General features: G+C 51.8%; 22 protein-coding genes. 5 read left to right on the top strand and 17 right to left on the bottom strand.

All coding sequences use genetic code 11. The features are described from left to right. Window positions 1-92 precede the first annotated feature (92 nt). From I2C21_RS00005 to I2C21_RS00070, 14 genes are all read right to left on the bottom strand, one after another. Entirely contained in the window at window positions 93-368 is a 276-nt protein-coding gene (locus tag I2C21_RS00005) for a DUF6809 family protein (protein ID WP_195278178.1), read from the bottom strand. After that, on the bottom strand, window positions 346-732 hold the full coding sequence (locus tag I2C21_RS00010) for a TnpV protein (protein ID WP_195278179.1): 387 nt from the start codon (window positions 730-732) through the stop codon (window positions 346-348). Before I2C21_RS00010 ends, I2C21_RS00005 begins: the two co-directional genes overlap by 23 nt. Before the next feature lie 103 nt (window positions 733-835). Continuing rightward, window positions 836-991 carry a hypothetical protein gene (locus tag I2C21_RS00015; protein ID WP_195278180.1) on the bottom strand — a complete coding sequence of 52 codons (156 nt, stop codon included), beginning with the start codon at window positions 989-991 and terminating at the stop codon, window positions 836-838. A 99-nt stretch (window positions 992-1,090) separates the two neighbouring features. After that, entirely contained in the window at window positions 1,091-1,267 is a 177-nt protein-coding gene (locus tag I2C21_RS00020; RefSeq protein WP_195278181.1) for a hypothetical protein, read from the bottom strand. A gap of 101 nt (window positions 1,268-1,368) precedes the next feature. Then, complete coding sequence (locus I2C21_RS00025) at window positions 1,369-1,602, bottom strand: helix-turn-helix domain-containing protein (protein WP_195278182.1); 234 nt, start codon at window positions 1,600-1,602, stop codon at window positions 1,369-1,371. 5 nt (window positions 1,603-1,607) lie between these two features. Continuing rightward, a complete protein-coding gene (locus I2C21_RS00030) occupies window positions 1,608-2,039 on the bottom strand; it encodes a sigma-70 family RNA polymerase sigma factor (protein ID WP_195278488.1) in 432 nt (143 codons plus the stop codon). A 475-nt stretch (window positions 2,040-2,514) separates the two neighbouring features. Beyond that, window positions 2,515-3,228 carry a hypothetical protein gene (locus I2C21_RS00035; protein WP_195278183.1) on the bottom strand — a complete coding sequence of 238 codons (714 nt, stop codon included), beginning with the start codon at window positions 3,226-3,228 and terminating at the stop codon, window positions 2,515-2,517. Further along, on the bottom strand, window positions 3,221-5,410 hold the full coding sequence (locus I2C21_RS00040; protein ID WP_195278184.1) for a hypothetical protein: 2,190 nt from the start codon (window positions 5,408-5,410) through the stop codon (window positions 3,221-3,223). The genes I2C21_RS00035 and I2C21_RS00040 overlap by 8 nt, the downstream gene beginning before the upstream one ends. Beyond that, window positions 5,407-6,267 carry an ATP-binding cassette domain-containing protein gene (locus I2C21_RS00045; RefSeq protein WP_195278185.1) on the bottom strand — a complete coding sequence of 287 codons (861 nt, stop codon included), beginning with the start codon at window positions 6,265-6,267 and terminating at the stop codon, window positions 5,407-5,409. The genes I2C21_RS00040 and I2C21_RS00045 overlap by 4 nt, the downstream gene beginning before the upstream one ends. A gap of 138 nt (window positions 6,268-6,405) precedes the next feature. Continuing rightward, window positions 6,406-7,893, bottom strand: coding sequence for a sensor histidine kinase (locus I2C21_RS00050; protein ID WP_195278186.1), 1,488 nt, complete (start codon window positions 7,891-7,893; stop codon window positions 6,406-6,408). Beyond that, window positions 7,871-8,542, bottom strand: coding sequence for a response regulator transcription factor (locus I2C21_RS00055; protein WP_193538129.1), 672 nt, complete (start codon window positions 8,540-8,542; stop codon window positions 7,871-7,873). Before I2C21_RS00055 ends, I2C21_RS00050 begins: the two co-directional genes overlap by 23 nt. 534 nt (window positions 8,543-9,076) lie before the next feature. Continuing rightward, the gene (locus tag I2C21_RS00060; protein WP_195278187.1) at window positions 9,077-10,672 is read right to left on the bottom strand and encodes a hypothetical protein; all 1,596 of its coding nucleotides are present in this window, start codon (window positions 10,670-10,672) and stop codon (window positions 9,077-9,079) included. A gap of 170 nt (window positions 10,673-10,842) precedes the next feature. Beyond that, on the bottom strand, window positions 10,843-11,892 hold the full coding sequence (locus I2C21_RS00065) for an IS30 family transposase (protein ID WP_148337879.1): 1,050 nt from the start codon (window positions 11,890-11,892) through the stop codon (window positions 10,843-10,845). Between the two features lie 130 nt (window positions 11,893-12,022). Next, the gene (locus I2C21_RS00070; RefSeq protein WP_148337877.1) at window positions 12,023-12,271 is read right to left on the bottom strand and encodes a helix-turn-helix domain-containing protein; all 249 of its coding nucleotides are present in this window, start codon (window positions 12,269-12,271) and stop codon (window positions 12,023-12,025) included. A 163-nt stretch (window positions 12,272-12,434) separates the two neighbouring features. Between I2C21_RS00070 and I2C21_RS00075 the strand changes: the two genes are divergently transcribed. Then, entirely contained in the window at window positions 12,435-13,253 is an 819-nt protein-coding gene (locus I2C21_RS00075; protein ID WP_195278188.1) for a hypothetical protein, read from the top strand. A 44-nt stretch (window positions 13,254-13,297) separates the two neighbouring features. Here I2C21_RS00075 and I2C21_RS00080 read toward each other — a convergent pair whose 3' ends face one another. Further along, window positions 13,298-13,561: a hypothetical protein gene (locus I2C21_RS00080; RefSeq protein ID WP_172715493.1), complete on the bottom strand. Its 264-nt coding sequence runs from the start codon at window positions 13,559-13,561 to the stop codon at window positions 13,298-13,300. Between the two features lie 283 nt (window positions 13,562-13,844). Between I2C21_RS00080 and I2C21_RS00085 the strand changes: the two genes are divergently transcribed. From I2C21_RS00085 to I2C21_RS00105, 4 genes are all read left to right on the top strand, one after another. Beyond that, window positions 13,845-14,417: a hypothetical protein gene (locus I2C21_RS00085; RefSeq protein ID WP_148337691.1), complete on the top strand. Its 573-nt coding sequence runs from the start codon at window positions 13,845-13,847 to the stop codon at window positions 14,415-14,417. 312 nt (window positions 14,418-14,729) lie between these two features. After that, a complete protein-coding gene (locus tag I2C21_RS00095; protein WP_195278189.1) occupies window positions 14,730-15,035 on the top strand; it encodes a hypothetical protein in 306 nt (101 codons plus the stop codon). A 163-nt stretch (window positions 15,036-15,198) separates the two neighbouring features. Then, window positions 15,199-15,576 (top strand): hypothetical protein, encoded by a 378-nt coding sequence (locus I2C21_RS00100; RefSeq protein WP_195278190.1) that lies wholly within the window; start codon window positions 15,199-15,201, stop codon window positions 15,574-15,576. 56 nt (window positions 15,577-15,632) lie between these two features. Further along, the gene (locus I2C21_RS00105; protein WP_172715497.1) at window positions 15,633-15,794 is read left to right on the top strand and encodes a hypothetical protein; all 162 of its coding nucleotides are present in this window, start codon (window positions 15,633-15,635) and stop codon (window positions 15,792-15,794) included. Window positions 15,795-15,859: 65 nt separating this feature from the next. Here I2C21_RS00105 and I2C21_RS00110 read toward each other — a convergent pair whose 3' ends face one another. Continuing rightward, a complete protein-coding gene (locus I2C21_RS00110; RefSeq protein ID WP_148337699.1) occupies window positions 15,860-16,273 on the bottom strand; it encodes a hypothetical protein in 414 nt (137 codons plus the stop codon). A gap of 21 nt (window positions 16,274-16,294) precedes the next feature. Then, window positions 16,295-17,950 carry a glycoside hydrolase family 73 protein gene (locus tag I2C21_RS00115; protein WP_207730548.1) on the bottom strand — a complete coding sequence of 552 codons (1,656 nt, stop codon included), beginning with the start codon at window positions 17,948-17,950 and terminating at the stop codon, window positions 16,295-16,297. Window positions 17,951-17,962 lie beyond the last annotated feature (12 nt).

Genomic DNA, 17,962 nt, shown 5'->3' on the forward strand with positions numbered 1-17,962 from the left:
CTTCGGATGATCTGACAGAATAACCATATACACAGAAAGCCCACGCCTCCGGTTATCTTGCCGGCTGCGTGGGCTTTTTTTCGGCCATTGCTTTATTTCTTGTTTTGCAGCTGTTCATGGGCTTCCTGCTGGACAATCATCCCCGCCGAAAAGCCATACTTGAAATGGCTCTCACTTTCCTCGCATTGGGCAATAGCGTTCTGCGCCCGGAGTTCCTCCACCAGAGCATAGTCCTCTTTGCTGAGCCGCTGGGATAACTGATCCATCAGCTCTGCACAGGTTTGGACCGCCTTGCGGTATTCCGGGGACGTGGGCACTACCGTTTCACAGGGATAAAACTCTCCATTATACATGGTTTCTAAAATCATGGTGTTCCCTCCCGCAACAGTAAACCAGCTCCGCCAGGACAATTTCCTCGGCTCTGTTGTGGATGGAGTTCATGGAGCGCACCCATGCCATCTGGTCGGCAGCTTTCAGGGCTTCTGTGACGTCCTCTTGCTGCATCATGGCTTTTTCAATGATTTCCAGCCGCTCCCGGCAGGCGGTGTCGATTTCCTCCAAGTGGGGAAACAGCTTTTCGGTGATAATGAGATCGGTATACAGAATAGGCCGGTGTTCTTTTAAGTAGGCACGGCGCAACCGACCATATTTCCCGATATGGTACTCTTTGGTGTCCGATAACACAAGATCGGGAATGAGATAGTCGCCGCATTTGCTGTAAGTCAGTTCCATACAAGGCTCCTTTCGTGGGAATGTGGTTGACAGTTACGGTAGGTTTGAAGGCATCCCTCCTTTATCATAACTGTCTTTTCATTCGCCACAAATGAGCCGCCAGTCATGATGTAATGTTTTTTGGTGTAATCCACCCTCTATACATTACATCATGGTTGCCGATGCTGTAACTCTCGCCCTCCAGGTTGTCATCGCGGGAAAGCCGCTCATAGAGGAAAGCGGTCATGTCACGGGATTTTTTATGATTCGACTGTCTCATAACTCCTCCTTTCCGGACAGCCGAACAGTGCATATCTTGTATTCCCAATACAATTATACCGCCGCCCTCTGCCCGTGTCAGCCGAGTATGGAGAGTTTATCATTTCTCATGTTCGGCCTTCATCAATCGAAGAAGGACGCTGCCCAGGGTATCCGGGCTTTCCTCTTTGAAAACAGACTCTACAACAAACGCCCTGTTGCCGAAGCGATATGTCATTTGTTCAAGTTGTACTTGGTTTTGCTTCGGGACATCCTGGGATGCAGGTTTCTCTTTCATAGATTGTTGTCCTTTCCTCTCGTATAGAAAAATGAATCCAGCCCAAGTTGTCGACGGGCGCAGAAAGGGGAAACCGTCCGCCGACACTTGGGCTGGTGCAGTTATTTCCGAACGATAGCCCGAATCAGTCGGATTTCCAGACAGCGCTTCATGTGGGTATCCACGCACACATGAGGGGTTCCGTCCTTGTCATAGAGGGTGCAAGTACACAGGCGGCTCATATAGTCGTCGTAGTACCGCAGCACTTGCTCCATGGCCTCGCTGTCACCGCCGGAGGCCGCGTGGATCACCCAAACGGGCGGCAGGTCCTTTCCCTTGTGGATGGGCTCTGTCATCTTCCTCAGCCTCCTTTCGGCACCAGCGCCGACAATGCTTCGCGCAGCTTCTGCAGCGCCTTTGTCCGGTGCCGCTGAACGGCGCTCCGGGACATCCCAACGAGATTGCCGATCTCACCATCTGCCAGGCCCAGGGTGCAGTGCAAAATCAAAATACTCTGCTCCATCTGCGGCAAAGCGGAGAAAGCCTCGGCCACAAGCTCGTTGTCGATATGTAGATCGTAGCCGTGCGACGAGAATACAATGCTGTCGCTGGGGTAACGATCCACGACGCAGAGCTTGTCCAGTTCCGCCTGGGACAGGTCACTAAAGAAGGCTTCACGCTCTCTTTGGCGCTTCATGTTCCGCAGGTAGGCCCTGGCCTCATTTCGCAATACCTTCTTGCAAAAAGCATCAAACCGGCATTGCTCGCCATAGTCGCGGGGGTTAGATTCCATCAGTTTCACCCCCTTTCCGTGGGGGGGATCAGGTGGTTCTCTCCCTTTCCGCTACTACCAATCCTGCGAGAGCGTGTTCTGCCCGCTAAGCGCCTCCTTTTTGAAGAAAATTTGAGAAAAGTAACGGCCAGCCAGCCCGACCGCAGGAAACGACAAAAAGCGCCCGGCAGGTCACAGACCCACCGGGCACAATGGAAAGTGATATGAAGTTTATTTACATGGTATAGTTCATACTCATGGCCGGACCTCTCCGCCGAATGGAACGGGCTTTTTTTGAGCGGCTAGCCCTTGTCAGATCAGGCGGAAACAGCATCCGGCGCAGCATGGCGGCATCCTCCTTCTGTGCCGCCGTGTGAGCTGTCGGTGCAAAGAAAAACGGCGGCCTTGATTTCTCAAAACCGCCGTTTATTCGATTGGGCATAGGAAAAGGGCTGCTGTACGACGGCTTTTTTTCTTTTGCCGTCGTCCGGCAGTTTCATCGGATTTTATGATTTAAGGGACATATCATTAGGAGGGCTATTCCTATGAGGAACAGAACACATTGCGTAACAATGGTTCCAATGGGTAAAGAGAATGTAGGATCAAGAATGTCAAAGGTCAAAGGACGATCCGTAAAAATACTTCCGTTCAACAGGCCAAGAAATTCTGGCAGCGGCAAAACCATCAGCACAAAGGGTACCAGTATCCAGGCGTAGATCAGATAGGAGCGAATCCTGCCCAGTAGCCAGCCGCTGCCAAGGGCAAGCATCAGCGGGGGAATCAGCGTAACCAAGGTGGGCAGAGCCAACTCGTCCCACCCATACCAGTCGAAATACCGGCCATAAAAAACGGCGGCCTCGATCAGACAGACCAGAGCCAGAAGTCCTGTCCCCACCAAAGCGGCGGCGCACCGGGCCAGGGCATACCGTCCTGGGGCCACTGGCGTAGCATCGGTGAGGACGGTCACACGCCGGGCCTTGCCGGAGGTAAAGAAGGTGAGAAAGAACAGCACCCCGATCCACAGCAGCTGGATCATCCGACTCAGGTAATCCCCAAAACTCCAGGGAGAAAAGGGTGCGGTGTGGGACACCCCAAGAATGGTCACGCTGTTCAATACTTGCCATCCATAGAACAAGATGACCAGCAAAAGGCCAAAGAAAAACTTGTTCCACAGCAAGCGTTTGCACTCATATTGAAATATCTTAATCAAGGCTCAAATCCTCCTCCGTAAGCCCGCAGGCGTCCAAAAATTTCTGATAGGTCAGGTAGGGATACATGGGGTCCAGTTCCCGATTGAACAGGCTGTTAAGGATTTGATCCATAGACTCCTCGCCGCCCACCAGCTGCTCTGCTTTTAAGATCTTCAGCGGCATCTCGCAGTATTGTCGTACATAGGTCAGATTGCCCGTGATCTCCAACTGCTTGTCCTCCGGCAGGTTTGCCAGATAGTCAGGATTGCGCACATAAAAGTCCAGATAGTAGTCATCCACCGCCTTCTGCCACTGGTCTACATAGTGCTCCCGGGCGTAGTCCTCCCCGTACAATTCCTTGACAATGCGGTAGGTGGTGTAGACGGTTAGGCCCTCGGCCGACCAGGGACTTGTTGGATCGGAAGTGTCAAACATATTGCCCAGGCCCCACCATTGGTGAACCAACTCGTGAATCATGACTTCACCGGCACCACCGCCTTTGCTGGCGTCGCCCAGGTTGTCAGCAGTGAAATCCGCTTCATCCAACAGGCTGGCCCCGTCTGTGGCGTAGCCACCACCGGCCACTCGGCTCTGGATGAGCTTAAGCGTTTCGCCGGTACCGAAAGACAACAGGCCATAATGCTCGGTACAGTAATCCACCACAGATTTGACCGCATCCACCGCCCCGGCGGACTCCATGACAGCCTGATGTTTGCGGCCATAGTAAAATTCGATGGTCATGCCGCCGGCCTCAATGTCCTCCCGGACATAGTCGCCGGCATACAGAATCCCGCCAGCACTGTTGGCCTCATAGCGCCAGGTCTTCGTTCCATCCTCATTTTCCGCGATGACCTCCGCCTCGCTGGAGTTGAAAGGAATGGCTATCATGACCTCCGGCAGGGTGATTTCAATGGTAGTAGGGTAGCCGTTCTCCCCCGGCAGAACATTCATCAGACGGGGCGAGAGGACGGAGTTTTCCAGGCACAGGTACTCAGAGCTGATTTCCGTGCTGCCCTGCATGGTGGACATATTGTAACTCTCCTGGGGGAATCCGCTATACTCCATGGTCAGCTCCACCTGTTCCACGGCGGGAATCGTCACCTCCAGCATAGCCTCATTGTATTCTTGATAGTCGCTCACCGAGAAAGGAACGTTCACACCGTTGGCCTGCACATTTGAGATGGTATAGCCGGGATTAATGCCGAAAGCCACATTCTGCTCCTGATCGGATGTGTTCTGAAATTGATAGGACGCCGTACCGGTAACGGAGCCGACAGATGTATCCGGGAATACCTGGGCACTGCGCCCGGTGCAGACCACCCCCTCCACATAGGGGATCTCGTAAAAGGTCATGGCCATCTGATCCGGATTGCTGCTGTCTACCAGGGGCTGGGCGGCGTATGCCGTGCCGGAGCAGGCCAGTAGCGCCAGGGCGATGATGGGGCGATAGACCCGCCGTACGTTCCGGGACAAAGAGCCAAACACGCCCTTGCCGTACTGTCGGATGCAGAGATAAGAAACCGTCCAGACCCCGGACAACGCTGCCAGCCAGGTCAGACGCATCCAGGCCACCGAGCGGAAGATGCGGAAGTTTGAAAAATCATCCGACAGGGCCCACACGCAGGGGTTTAACCAGCACAACTGCCAGTTGTCTGCCCACACCGTCAGGCTCAGTGCCGCAAATGCGGCAAACAGCACCAAGGAAAGATCCACCCGTCGTGTGAACTGATAGGCGGATGCTGCGGCCAGAATAGACATCGGCAAGGACAACCCCATAAGGAGCAGGTAGGCTAAGATATAATCCACACCGCCAAAGACCGAACCGATCAGCCCCGCACTGATGGGGAGCCAAACCAGCATCGTAACGGCCACGGTCACCACCGACGCTGCCAACAGAGCCAAAAGGCGTACTAATGCCATCGTCAGAGGGGAAACTGCCGCATCCATCAGGACATCCACACGACTCCGGGCGGCCCGGTCCGACTCAAAGACAGACAGCAGACCGAATAGGATGCCGCCCACAACACCTCCGGCGATAGCGGGGTTGGCGAGATACATGGAGAGCATTGTGCTGGCGGTAGCCGGTTTGTAGAGGATTAGACCCACCGCAGGCGAGAGCACGGTCAGACCGACGATCAGCCAGGTAAGCCGACTTTGGAAAAGCCGACGCAATTCCAGAGGAAATAGGCAGAGTGTTTTCATTGGGCAGCCTCCCTGGAAATCAAATAGAGATAAGCGTCCTCCAGGGATGGTTCTTCCACTTTGGCATAGGTTGGAAGTCTGTCAGCAACCGCACGGCAACGAATCCCTTGACTGGTGTTGACCCGCGCTGTGATATGGAGTCCCTGCTCCTGCTTGGCATCCCGTTCCCAAAATGCTCCCACATGGCCCACAGCAGTTTGGATCAGTTCTTCGGGTGTGCCGGTAAACAGCACCTTGCCATGATCAATCACAACAATTTGATTGCATACCGACTGTACATCTTCAATAATGTGGGTTGAGAGCAGTACCAGCCGATCCTGGGCTGTGCGGGAAAACAGGTTTCGGAAATGGATGCGCTCCTCCGGGTCAAGTCCAACTGTAGGCTCGTCAAAGATAAGAAAAGGCGGATTGCCCAGTAGAACCTGGGCAATTCCAACCCGCTGACGCTGACCGCCGGAGAGTGTACGGATTTTTGCCTTAGCCTTCTCCTCCAGATTGACAGCTCGGATCACTTCTTGAATAGTCTTTTGGGAATCATGAAGCCCTTTGAGAGCGGCCATGTAGTCTAAAAATTGTGCCACCGTCAGTTCGTCAAACAGGCCAAAGTCCTGGGGCAGATAGCCAAGTTTGGACTTCAACATATGCTCTGTCTTTGCGAGAGGCTGCCCATCCACCAGGATCGCGCCGCCCGTAGGCATGAGAGCTGCCACCAGCAGTTTCATCAGTGTGGACTTGCCCGCGCCATTTGGCCCCAACAATCCGATCAGGCTGGGAGCCTTCAGCGCAAGGTTCAAATGTTGCAGGGCCTGTTTTCCGTTGGGATAGGTCATATTCAGGTCTTGAAGTTCAATTTGCATGGGTTGGTATCCTTTCTTTTTGGATTTCATCCATAGGATACCGAGCCTGTATGGAGAGGACTTGAAGCCAATTTGTGTTTTATATGAAGAAAGCGTGCATCTGATGGAAAATCAGATGCACGCTTTCTTCACTGTATGTTACTTGGGAGGATTAAAACTGACTGTAGCCTGAACGCCATCCTCCGTATTTTCGATCCGGCAATTTGCTCGATGCTGCTCCAGGATGATCCGTACTAGATAGAGCCCCAGACCACTGCCGCCCGTGCGCCGGTTGCGGGATTGTTCCTCCCGGTAAAAAGCCTCAAACAGATGCGGCAAAGCCTCAGTCCCAATATGGACGCCAGTATTTTCGATTGTCAGGGCAGGGGTATCTTGCTGAAGGCCAGACCAAATACGGATTTCTCCGCCCTCTGGAGAGTAAAGCGCCGCATTGGAGATCAGATTGCCAATGGCTTTTGCCAGCATTGAGGGTTCTCCTTTTACTGTCAGCCCAGGACACAGATCAACGGTTACCCTCAGATTTCTTTGTTGTATCAAATCTGTATCCAATTCCAACTGCCGTTTTGCTATTTCAGAAATGTCCACCAGTTCTTGAACAAACGCGCCGCCATGAGCCTCTACCCGTGAGATGGTCAGGATTTCTTGAATCAGATTTTCCATCCGGGCGGTTACCTGAAGAGAACGGGCCAGGTATTTTTCTCGATCCTGATAGACATCCACTCCATCCAGCATACCGGACAACTGGCCTTTCAGAATGGTAACAGGAGTTTTTAGTTCATGGGATGCGGCAGAGAAAAAGGCCATGCGTTGGCGATCCATTTCCCGCTCCTGCTCCATTTCTCCCCGGAGCGCCTCATTGGATGCCTTTAGATCGCAGAGGGCACCGGACAACTTTTGTGCCATTTGGTTTAGGCTACGGCCCAAATTCCCAATCTCGTCCTGCCTGGTCTCCTCACAGGTCCATCCAAAATCTAAATCGGCCATTTTCCCAGCGATCCCGCTCAGCCGGACAATGGGGCGGGTGATATATCTGGAGTAGACCAGCGCACACAGCAGGGAGAAGATCAGTAAAAGTAGCAGCAGCCAAGGAGCCATTTGAATCAGCGCCTGTACCGCCAGATTTTCTGCCTTCAGCCGAGGTGTCACATAAAGCGTGTAGGAATCCGACTGGTTAAGAAAGCGCACATCAGCCGTAATGGTAGCCTGCTCAGACATGGTGACAGTTACAGAATCTTCTGTATCTAAGCGGTCGGTGGTATAAGTAACCGTGGAACCGATGTCCGCTGCCGTAGTCATTTTGCCAGTGTCCTCATAGATCGATTGAAGTGCAAACTGGGAGCCGGTATTGACAATTTGCTCGTCGGGGCCCACCAGCATCGCATCTGCTCCAGAGTCCCTGAGAAAGGCATCCAGTACCGACCCACAATCCTCCAGTGTGGTGTCCGCCAGTTTTTCCACCAGCGCATTTACCTGTTTGGTCAAATCATCATTGATCACAGCGGTATAGGTACTGGGGGTTGCCCAGGCAATCAGCCCAAAAGTAATAGCTCCTGCCCCTAGCAGAATGAGGGCCGTTATCAGAAAAATACGGACTGTCAAACTTTCACGGATTTTCTTTCGCAGCACGATACCCCACCCCTCTTACAGTTTCGATATAGTCAGTACCCATCTTGTGCCGTAGGTTTTTAATGTGACTATCCACCACACGCTCGTCCCCAAAGAAGTCGTAGCCCCACAACTTGGCCAGCAGAACTTCACGGGTGAACACCCTCCCCGGACTGGAAATCAACGCCTGGAGCAATTCAAATTCCCGGGTTGTTAAATCCAAAGATCGTCCTGCCAGAACAGCCTCCATTCCGTCTAAATCCAAAGTTAGATCACGGTAATGCAAGCATTTGTTATTTTCCATGCCTCCTGCGGTGCGACGAAGAATTGCACGGATTTTTTGCAGTAAGATAGGCATAGAAAATGGTTTTGTCACATAATCGTCAATTTCCATCTGGAATCCACGCAGCTGCTCTTGTTCACCGTCCAGCGCGGTGAGCATCAGAATCGGCACACTGGACTCCCGGCGTATCAATTCGCACACACCAAACCCGTCAATTTTAGGTAGCATCAGATCCAAAAGGATCATGTCAAATGCACCTTGTTGAAATTGGGCCAGCGCCTCCACACCATCTCCCGCAATCACTATTTCGTAACCGGCATCTCGAAGATATGCAGCCAAAAGTTCCTGAATATCCGGCTCATCTTCTATAATCAAGATTTTTCTCAAATCGAATCACCTCTTTGCTGAATATATCACGCAAATATGAATTTATCATGGAGAAAGCCAACTTTATTCCCTTGAAATTATCATGTAAGCAAGAGGTAAACGGGAGGAGAAGAAAACAGAGCAAGCACAGCAAGTGTGGCCTCACTTGCGAATTTTTGCTTTAGGGAACCCCTGCCCCTAAACACAAAATTGTTTGTTGGGATAGTCCCAAACCCTTAGACATAAAGTTCGATTCCTACCTCAGTAAATCGCAAATGCCCCCATCATCCTGATCTGCCCGATAACATCAGAGGATCTGGTCCTACTTGAACAGTAGATGGCGGATCTGCAGACAGCGCTTATCTCTTCGCTTTAGGATCGTGATAGGTGGATGTTTGAACCTGGAGATGTATCCGCCCGAAAAAGGCCATGGGATTAGGGTGCAGCTAGCAAAAATAACGGGTGGCAAGTACGAATTTGTACTCACCACCCATATTGACAATGAGAACGAGGAAAAAAAGATTTAGATACTGGATAACTTCTTTTAACTGCGTTTTAGCGAACTTCCATATTTGATACTAACGGTTGTAACAGCAACATAAAGGCGGAAATAGTATCAATTATGTGAATGACCTCTTCTGTGTTACTCTTACGCCTGATACGGTCAATTATGTCATCGCCACAACTACAAAATGTTTTGATTGCCTCTATCATTTCAAGAATTTGCTTGTCAGCATCTGTGATAAGTTCATCTACAATATTCTCACACACAGTGAACTCGGCCCATAAGTTTTGAATTTTTTCTTCTGTTTTTTCGCAAAACAATGCTAATACACCAATGCAGTTTTCGCTGGGCTCAATCTGAATAATTTGTTGGAATCGTTTAATATAAAGTTTGATTTCTTGAACTTTTTGCATGGCGGCAATCCATGTGAGTACATCTGTTTTAGTGAAGAATTTTTCTTTGACTTCAGGTTCTATTTCGCATGGCAACATCGTTTTTTCAAGGGCCGAAACATCAGAGTCAAAAAGTCTATAAAAAGGAATAGAAAACGCTGTAGGTGAATACGAGCCGGAAATTACAGGGATGTATGCTAGTTCTATAGGCTGTGTTTCGCAATACCATCTATCGCTAGATGGCAACACGGCACTTTGAAACACACTTCTCAATTCGTAGACTAGACTTGCATACTCTTTTTCAATCGGATTGTTCTCATCAATGCTGTAATCTTTAGCAATATATGCATGATGGTCAGTTACGAAAAGTGTTCCCTCTATTGTACCGGGTATTCTGGCAAGGGCATCTTGAAAAAATGTCTTGCTTTTACGATACCGCAATTTAGACTCATAAGCTATTGCTTGTCCTTTGGGAGGATTATCAAGAACATGACGCCAAACATTCAATAATGTGAGAAAATTTTCTGCTTCTTCCTGCTTAAAAGATGTACTCAGGCCGCTGTATTCTAAAAACAGTGAATCATACTCATAACAAAAACTGAAAAAAGCTTTGGCAGCAGAATAGAGATTAAACATAGCTAGCCTTGGATTCTTAATTGATGATATATCTTGTTTTTGGATTCGAACCAAAAGAACCTCAGCAAACTGATTATAAAAGCTGTCCAAAGAAGAATATACCTCATTAAAATATTTCCTAAAACGCTTGTATTTTTCGACGGAAAGCAACTGTCGCATCGGAAAATATTCAGATGCAGGTATATTATTTTTCCCCTCTGAGTAGAGGCAATATGGATCTACCGCAGAAACCGGAAGATGATTTTCAGCGAAGGTGTGCCTCCTAAATACACCGACCTGATCTTCAATTCGCTTCCACCTTTCTTTGGTAAATCTTCCTTTTTTATAAATATCATCTATCAACCTTATCGTTTGCTCAATCAATTCGTTAACATCTGTTCGGATTTCATCGACTTCTGCCACATACTGCCCCCAAGATTCCGGGCGTTGGGTATAATCTATTCTGATCTTAACCCATCCGTTGACTTCGGAGACCCAAGAGTTGTATCTCCTATCTTTATGCATACGAAGTTTGTAATCTAACGGCTCTATGCCCAAATCATCTAGAAGGTCAACACCAAGTAGTTCTATATCAATGTACTCTTTTTTTGGATACATCTGTTCAAGAATATCTAGCATTTTAATTCGCCAGTATTGGTTTAGATTCTTAGTTTTTTCTGGAATCGTTACTTCATTTTCAAGCGGCGGGATGAATTTGCATATGATCTCATTCTCGTCCTCAGTAAAAGATATTACCGGAAATGTCAATAGTAAATGCGAAAAAAATATAAAAATTTATTTTTAGGGCATCAGGCGAGGGCGGCAATACACTCCCGAAAACAGATTTCAGCCGTTTTCCATCCCAATATTTCACGCGGATAATTGTTCATCCATGCTTCCGCCGCCTCGATCTCCGCCACGGACACTTTTCCGAAATCGGTTCCTTTCGGAAACTTCCGGCGAATCATTTTGTTCTGGCACTCATTTGACCCGCGTTCATACGATGAATACGGGTGGCAGTAGTAAGCCGCTGTCCTCCGCTTTCCCTTTCGCACCACGGACCGTTCCAACCTCTTCACGTCGGAGAACTCCCCGCCGTTGTCGAATGTGATCGTCTTGAATGCCTTTGCGAAAAGGTCCGCACCGAATTTCCGTTCTATGCGGTCCATTGCCTTTACAACACTTGCCGCCGTCCGGTCTTTGATTCTTGTAATGATTTCCCATCGGGTCAAACGCTCTGTCAGCACAAACAGGGCTTTTGACCCGTCTTTTTTACTGTAAACTGTGTCGCCCTCCCAATGCCCGAAAGTGCTTCTCTGGTCCACTTCATCCGGGCGTTTTTCGATATTTTTTCCATACGACGCACGCTTTCCGGTCTTTTTAACTTTCTTGTATTCTCGCTTTCGCTTCGATTTCTCCGGCAAATTGCTGTTGGTCAGGGACAGGAAAACGCCCTTTGTAATGTAACTGTAAAGCGTGCTTACGCAAATCGAGGTTTTGAACGTCCGCCCCTCCAACCTGATTTCGGCAAGGGCCGCGGCGGGCGAACGATCTTCCACGATAATCTTTCGTTCTATGTATTCCGCAAGCTCAAAGTCGCGCCCGATTTTCAGCGGTGCGCCTTTTGCGGCGAGGTTTTCGCGGTATCTCTTTTCCGCCCCGTCCGGGTTATAGCGATCTTCTGTAATCCATGTATCACCGTCCAAATACTGCCAGCGAGCGCGTTTGATTTCGCGGTAAATCGTGCTGATATGCACGTGCAATTCGTCCGCAATTTCCCGCTTTGTATGCCCCTGATTCAAGAGGGCTTCAATTTTATAGCGGTCTGTTTTTGATAAATGGCTAAATACGTGTCCCATGCCACAACCTCCACAAAGCAAAGAAACCCGCCCAATCCGGGCGGGTTTCTTTCGTTCTCCCTTGTTCTTGCGGGGTTTCCTCCGCCGTTGTGGTCATATTATAGCATTTGTTTCATACTCACGCAAGTATTTATTTTTCGTTCTGCTCTGTCAGCCATTCCAAAGACACGTTTAGGACCCTTGCGAGAACGACAAGTTCATAATCTGTCACAAAACGCGTTCCAATTTCAATTCGGCTTACGCTGTCCCGCTCCATCGTGATTCCCTCCACCTGTAACCGGGCCGCAAGGTCCTCTTGCGTGATTTTTAGGCGTGCGCGGGCTTCTTTTACGCGGTTTCCGCAAAGATTTTTGCGCCCTTTATAGTCATATATCTTCATCGGTTGTTCCTCCACATGTGTTAAAATTTCGCATTTTTCTTGACTTTAACACGCGTACCGCCGATAATTGTGTTAAAGGTCAGAATCCAATAATTCCAATGGATTCAAACCCGCAAAAATACGGGTCGCCCGACACAACGGGCGGCGAAATGGAGGATTTCACATGAAAAGATTGCTTTCTCTTTTTCTTGCGGCCTGTCTTGCCCTCTCCCTCTCCGGGTGCCTTGCAGACTACGACACGCCCAAGCACGCCGAATTGTCCGAACAGTACGACTTTTACGCCGATTCGCAAAGCGCGCTTTCTTCCGGTATGGCGATCACGCCGGAACAGGCCGATGAAGTATTCATCGTCCTTGTGTCCTGCGGCATGGAAGCAAAAGTAACAAATGTCACCAGAAAGGCGGGCGACGACGGACATTGCCAAGTTTCCGCCGGGCTTTACATGTACGATGTCTATTACACCGACGGCGTGGTTGACCGCGTGGAATACAACGGGGAGGAACTTTACCCAACCCCCGCCCCGGCTCCCGTAGAACCTGCGCCCACGGATGACCCCGCCGCGCCGGAAACTCCGGCCACGCTGGAACAGGCAGTTGACGACGCGATCACCGCGGCCAATGCCGAAAAAGAAGATGTCAGTATTTACGACGCGGCCAGCGTCGGGGAAAGTTCGGACGGCTCCTTTGTGGACATTTATCTTTCTGGGAAAGATCATCTAACCTCGAATATGGTTCGGAAAGGAATGCTGATGCAGGCCGCCGACATTCTGGAATCCCTGCAATCCCGCGACGACATCGGGCGCGTAACGCTTTTCTGGGCTTTCCCGCTCGTGGACGCTTACGGAAACACGTCCACCGAAACCGTGATGAAAGCGACATTCTACAAAGATACCATCGACAAGATCAACTTCGACAATTTCGATTACAACAGCATTCCCGTGATCTGCGACGACTTTTACCAGCACGCGGCATTGAACGGGTAAGAAAAAAACGGCGGGCATGATTCAACGCCCGCCGTTCTCTATGCTCATTCGTCTTTCTTTTTTGCTTGCTCTGCCGCCGCCTGCACTTCCGCCGCGTATTGCTCCGGGGTCAGCCCCAAAACCTCCGCCGCGATTCTGTCCGTCGCCGTTTCGATCAGGTCGTTCAGGCTTTCAAAGCCGCCAGCTTCTACCGCTTTTTGATAGACCGCCTTTTTCCCGATCTTCACATAGGGGTAAAGGCGGTCGTAATTTTCGGCGTTCCACTTGTTCTTCGCCCGCGTGTTGCACGCATACTTTTTCTTTTCCATGTGTTCCGCCTCCTTTCTCCGCTGATTATATCATTTTCTGAATACTCACGCAAGTATGAAAAACTATACAATCTCACGTGAGTATTTTTGTGCAACTTCCCATCTTGCTTTTTCATACTCACGTGAGTATAATAAAAACAGAAAGAGGGAAGCGAAAGCCGCCCACCCGCCGGGGCGTAAAGAATACGGCGGGGGCCAACCTTACGGGCCGACACGAAAAGGGGGCCGACACGGTAAACGACAACACTTCAATTTCTGGTTTTTATATATGGGAGGTAATCACATGAAAAAGTTTGAAATCGGCAAGGAATACTTCACGCGTAGCATTTGCGACAGCGAGTGCATTTTCTCCATCAAGATCACCGGGCGGACCGCGAAAACCGTTTCTTATGAGTATATGGGCGAATCCCGCCGTTCCAAGATTCGCTTCGATGATTCCGGCGAATATATCCAGCCGGACCGCTATTCTATGGCTCCCACGTTCCGCGCTGAACGTGAGGTTCAGCCGGAGGAAGAGGCCCCAGCCGCGGAGGAATCCGCCGTTTCCGTTCCCGCGGAGGACGCGGCCCCCTCCAACGTAATCACCATTTCCCAGCCCGCCGACAACGGGACGGTAATTGTAATGATCGGCCAGCGCGTCGAATGCGTCTGCGGTGCCTGCTATCCCGTAGAGGGCGGAACGGTAATCGGCTTTGAGGATGTCCCCGACGGGCGGTTCTTCCGCGGCGGCGTGTTTGCCCTGATTCGCTGGGACAGCCGCCCGGACCGTCCCGAACGGGTCCGCCTCTCCGACATTCACCGCCGCGGGTGGCGGTCTGCGGGTGGCTCTCCGCTGGGCGTGTTCGTAGCCGGATGATTTACCGGGGCGGCGCAAGCCGCCGCCCCTTTTCAAAGAATGGAGGTTCTGAACGAATGAAAAACTTAATCCGAATCGTGGAAGCGTCCGGGGATTTGTCCCTTTTTCCCTGTCCTTTTTGTGGCGGTCACGGGGCCGTCTATGCAGAATATGAAACCCCCGTTGGGAATCGCTGGCGCGTCTTTTGCCCTGATTGTATGGCCGGAATTGACCCCGGCTGGGCGCAGACACGTTCCGTTGTTTGCGGCCTATGGAACAGGCGCACCCCCGCCGAAAGAAGGTGACTTCGGAATGCCTTGCAACCCCCACCGCATGACCCGGACGGCCCGCACCCGCTCCCGCAAGTTCTCCGGGCGTTGTGAATCCTGCGGAAAGCCCCTTTGCAGTTGCCGGGCGTATCAGTACACCGACGAAAACAACGGGGCGATCACCGCAAACGCGCCGTACCTCTGCCGCGACTGCTACGAAACCCGCTACGGTGTGAAGATACCGACGGAGGTTGACGCGTACAAGGCCCGCTTGCTGGGCGTGCTGGGCCGCTATGCCGACAGCGTGGAAGATGCGTCCGCCCGCGATCTTGCCTTGCGCGTGATGCGCCTGATCGAAAGTACAGATTGACCCCGCGCCGCCGAACCTCCCACGGCGGCGCAACTTTTTTGAAAATTTTTCGTTTTCCTCTTGACTTTTTATACTCACGTGAGTATAATAATAATCAGAAAGAACAAAATAAGCGGAGGTATTCAAGATGAAGAGGACGACGAACAAATACCAGAAAGCATACATGACCGCCAAAGCCCGCGTTCAGGAAATTGAATCCCGGCAAGAGGCCATCGAAAAGAAGTACATTTCCGACAACGACATTGTCAATCCCGACGGCTCCGTTCCCGAATTTCTGTACTGCATGGAGGACGACGCGGCCTTTGAAAAGGCGAACGACGAATGCGCCGCGCTGATCTCCGCCGCCGGGCTGGAAACTGAACTTCTTTCCGCCCGCTCCGCTCTGAAAATTGCGGAAGATCACCTGATTGCCTACGGCCTGTCCCTTGCTCCCGCCGGGGTCCGGGCCACGTTGGAAAAGGCCGTTCAGCACAACGCCGCGACCCGCGCAAAGGTCCTTGACCTTGCGTTCCGGCTTGACGTGTCCACGGTCAGCGCGTAAGATAAAGGCGGGCGGCGCAAGCCGCCGCCCGCTTCAATAAAGAAAGGACGTTTTTTATGGAAAATTCGGAGTTAGAAAAGCAGATTGACGCATGGAAAGAAAAGGTTCTTTCTGTGCATGACGGGTGCGGCGCGGACACGCGCAAGATGATGATCGACATTGACAAGATCATTTCCGCGGCATTCGATCATATACCCTGTTTCCCTGAAAATTTATAATCGCAAACAAAAAAGCCCGCCGGGGAATGACCCCCGGCGGGCTTCGTGTTGTCCGAATCGGACAGTTATTCACTTTCCGCGGGCGCGTCTGCTTCCTCTTCCGCGTCCTGTTTAATTCCGATTGCCAGCATGGTTTCGGCGGGCGGGGTTTCCACGTACTCTTTCAAATTCTCGTTGGTTCCCCACGCCTTTTTCGCTTCCTCCAATACGGCTTCAATCATAGTCGCAATATCCTTTTCCGTGAACAGCAGTTTCAGCACCGCCGGAATTCTCTGATAAATCCAGTCTGCGACGGCGGCAAACTTCAATTCGCCCGTCCCGCTCCCGAACTGCTTTTCTGCCTGTGTCACAAGATTAAAAAGAATCTTCTTCAAAACCTTTGTTTCGCCGCGCTTGATAAGCACGACAACCAGCACAAGGAACGCGAGGACCACAAGAACACTGTCCCAATTCGCGGCCAGAAATTGAATGATGTTCATAATTCGTTTCTCCTTTCGTTTTTACACAGCCCCGCCCAGCGCGCAAAGAAGCAGGTCAAGGCTCTGCAATTTCCCGTAGTTCTGCAACCAATATTCCGGGGTGTTGATGACCCCGGCTTTCACCAGCGCGCCAACGCCCGATTTCACGTCCGCGGTTCGCGGCCCGGCCTTTGTAATCTTCGCCGCGGCCTGCGTGAACAGAATATCCAGATAGGCCACCTTTCCGCCTGCGACGGCGTTTTTCCAGTAGTCCGGGGAGTTGATGACCCCCAGCCCGGCCAGCTTGTCAATGGCCGCGTCCGTCTCGCTCTGAACGTCCGCCGCGTTGACCCAGCCGTAAACCGTGGACCCGCCGCCCGCCTGCTTGATAAGGTGGTACGGGTGTTTCGCGCCCTTTGAAATCATGGTGACTTTTGCCGGGCCGGGCTTACAGGCTTTCCCGCTTGCCGCCGCCGCGCTGGTGTAGTGCGTGTTGCCCGTAAACTGCACCACGTCGCCCACGGCGAACGCCAGCGCGCCGGAGGTGTCGGAGGTCCCGCTGGGCTTCTGCGCCGTTCCTGCGCCGCCTGTGGCCGCGCCTGCGGTGTCATAGGTGATATACGGCAATTTGCCGTGTTTGGTCCACCTGCGCCCGTTCATGCCGGAGATTGCGCCGATGTTCAGGCACGCCGTCACCTGTACGCAGTTCTTGAACGCCGGGGAACACTCGATCACCTTTCCGCCGCCGATGTAAACGCCGATATGACCTTTCAGCCAGACGGCTTCCCCCGGAACAATCTTGCCGAAATCGGTGGAAACGCCGGAACACTTCGTAATCATGGTGTCGGCTCCGATGTCCGGCACACCGCCGGAGGCATAGGACGCGCCGCCGTAGGTTTTGGACGCGTCGCCGTTCCAGCCCCACAAAACGCCCTTGATCATGCACACGCAGTCAAAGCCGAAAACGGGCGGGTTCTGATTCGCCGCGGCCTTGATCATGGCCGTGCGCGCCGCCTGCTTGTTGTAGCTGTGGTTCTGGCAGTACCGGGACACGTTGCCCCCGGTCAGGGGCGCGCCGAAACAGCCCATGACGTACAGTGTCTTGTAATGGTCCACGATGTCTTGCAGTTTCTTGATGAATTCAGACGCTTTCATTTTGCCCTCTCCTTTCGCGTCTGCGGGGCGTTCCGCCCCAGCCGTGATATTTGACCCGCCGCCCGCTCCGGCCTGCCCTGCGCCGTCGTAGGCCGTCAGGCCGTATGATTCGATAATCTGAATCAGCTTGTCCGGGTACTTCGGGTCCGTGGCGTAGCCTGCCGCCTTGATCGCCCGGCAAGCGGTTTTATAGTCCCGCTCCCCGACAACGGCTTTATACCGTGCCGCGCCCGTCAGCAGGGCCGAATGGTCCGCCACGCTCTCTTCCCAACTGTCGTATGCTCGGAAAAGGGCCGTCACGGTGGTAAAGGTCACGCCGTCGTAACACTCTTGCGTTTTCGTGCTGTAAACGCGGCCTTTCCAGCTTGTCCCGGCCTTGATGCCGAACAGGGCGTTCGCCTTGACGGTCAGGCCGGATTTTCCCCAGCCGCTTTCCAAGATCGCCTGTGCGATTGTCAGGGAGGCGAGAACGCCGCTTTTCTGCATATCCGCCGCGGCCAGCGCGCCCACCCGCTCAATAAATGCTTTCTGTTCCTGTGTCATTTGTGTTCCTCC

This window comes from Clostridium sp. J1101437_171009_A5 (assembly GCF_015547905.1).
Classification (GTDB): Bacteria; Bacillota; Clostridia; order Oscillospirales; family Oscillospiraceae; genus Pseudoflavonifractor_A; species Pseudoflavonifractor_A gallinarum.

What these genes read in the sequence shown, in the direction of transcription:
- I2C21_RS00100 (WP_195278190.1), top strand. Translation starts at nt 15,199, where the DNA reads ATGACCGCCAAAGCCCGCGTTCAGGAAATTGAATCCCGGCAAGAGGCC.
- I2C21_RS00075 (WP_195278188.1), top strand. Translation starts at nt 12,435, where the DNA reads ATGAAAAGATTGCTTTCTCTTTTTCTTGCGGCCTGTCTTGCCCTCTCC.
- I2C21_RS00105 (WP_172715497.1), top strand. Translation starts at nt 15,633, where the DNA reads ATGGAAAATTCGGAGTTAGAAAAGCAGATTGACGCATGGAAAGAAAAG.
- I2C21_RS00070 (WP_148337877.1), bottom strand. Translation starts at nt 12,271, where the DNA reads ATGAAGATATATGACTATAAAGGGCGCAAAAATCTTTGCGGAAACCGC.
- I2C21_RS00025 (WP_195278182.1), bottom strand. Translation starts at nt 1,602, where the DNA reads ATGACAGAGCCCATCCACAAGGGAAAGGACCTGCCGCCCGTTTGGGTG.
- I2C21_RS00040 (WP_195278184.1), bottom strand. Translation starts at nt 5,410, where the DNA reads ATGAAAACACTCTGCCTATTTCCTCTGGAATTGCGTCGGCTTTTCCAA.
- I2C21_RS00045 (WP_195278185.1), bottom strand. Translation starts at nt 6,267, where the DNA reads ATGCAAATTGAACTTCAAGACCTGAATATGACCTATCCCAACGGAAAA.
- I2C21_RS00080 (WP_172715493.1), bottom strand. Translation starts at nt 13,561, where the DNA reads ATGGAAAAGAAAAAGTATGCGTGCAACACGCGGGCGAAGAACAAGTGG.
- I2C21_RS00065 (WP_148337879.1), bottom strand. Translation starts at nt 11,892, where the DNA reads ATGGGACACGTATTTAGCCATTTATCAAAAACAGACCGCTATAAAATT.
- I2C21_RS00095 (WP_195278189.1), top strand. Translation starts at nt 14,730, where the DNA reads ATGACCCGGACGGCCCGCACCCGCTCCCGCAAGTTCTCCGGGCGTTGT.
- I2C21_RS00115 (WP_207730548.1), bottom strand. Translation starts at nt 17,950, where the DNA reads ATGACACAGGAACAGAAAGCATTTATTGAGCGGGTGGGCGCGCTGGCC.
- I2C21_RS00020 (WP_195278181.1), bottom strand. Translation starts at nt 1,267, where the DNA reads ATGAAAGAGAAACCTGCATCCCAGGATGTCCCGAAGCAAAACCAAGTA.
- I2C21_RS00005 (WP_195278178.1), bottom strand. Translation starts at nt 368, where the DNA reads ATGATTTTAGAAACCATGTATAATGGAGAGTTTTATCCCTGTGAAACG.
- I2C21_RS00010 (WP_195278179.1), bottom strand. Translation starts at nt 732, where the DNA reads ATGGAACTGACTTACAGCAAATGCGGCGACTATCTCATTCCCGATCTT.
- I2C21_RS00030 (WP_195278488.1), bottom strand. Translation starts at nt 2,039, where the DNA reads ATGGAATCTAACCCCCGCGACTATGGCGAGCAATGCCGGTTTGATGCT.
- I2C21_RS00110 (WP_148337699.1), bottom strand. Translation starts at nt 16,273, where the DNA reads ATGAACATCATTCAATTTCTGGCCGCGAATTGGGACAGTGTTCTTGTG.
- I2C21_RS00015 (WP_195278180.1), bottom strand. Translation starts at nt 991, where the DNA reads ATGAGACAGTCGAATCATAAAAAATCCCGTGACATGACCGCTTTCCTC.
- I2C21_RS00085 (WP_148337691.1), top strand. Translation starts at nt 13,845, where the DNA reads ATGAAAAAGTTTGAAATCGGCAAGGAATACTTCACGCGTAGCATTTGC.
- I2C21_RS00060 (WP_195278187.1), bottom strand. Translation starts at nt 10,672, where the DNA reads ATGCTAGATATTCTTGAACAGATGTATCCAAAAAAAGAGTACATTGAT.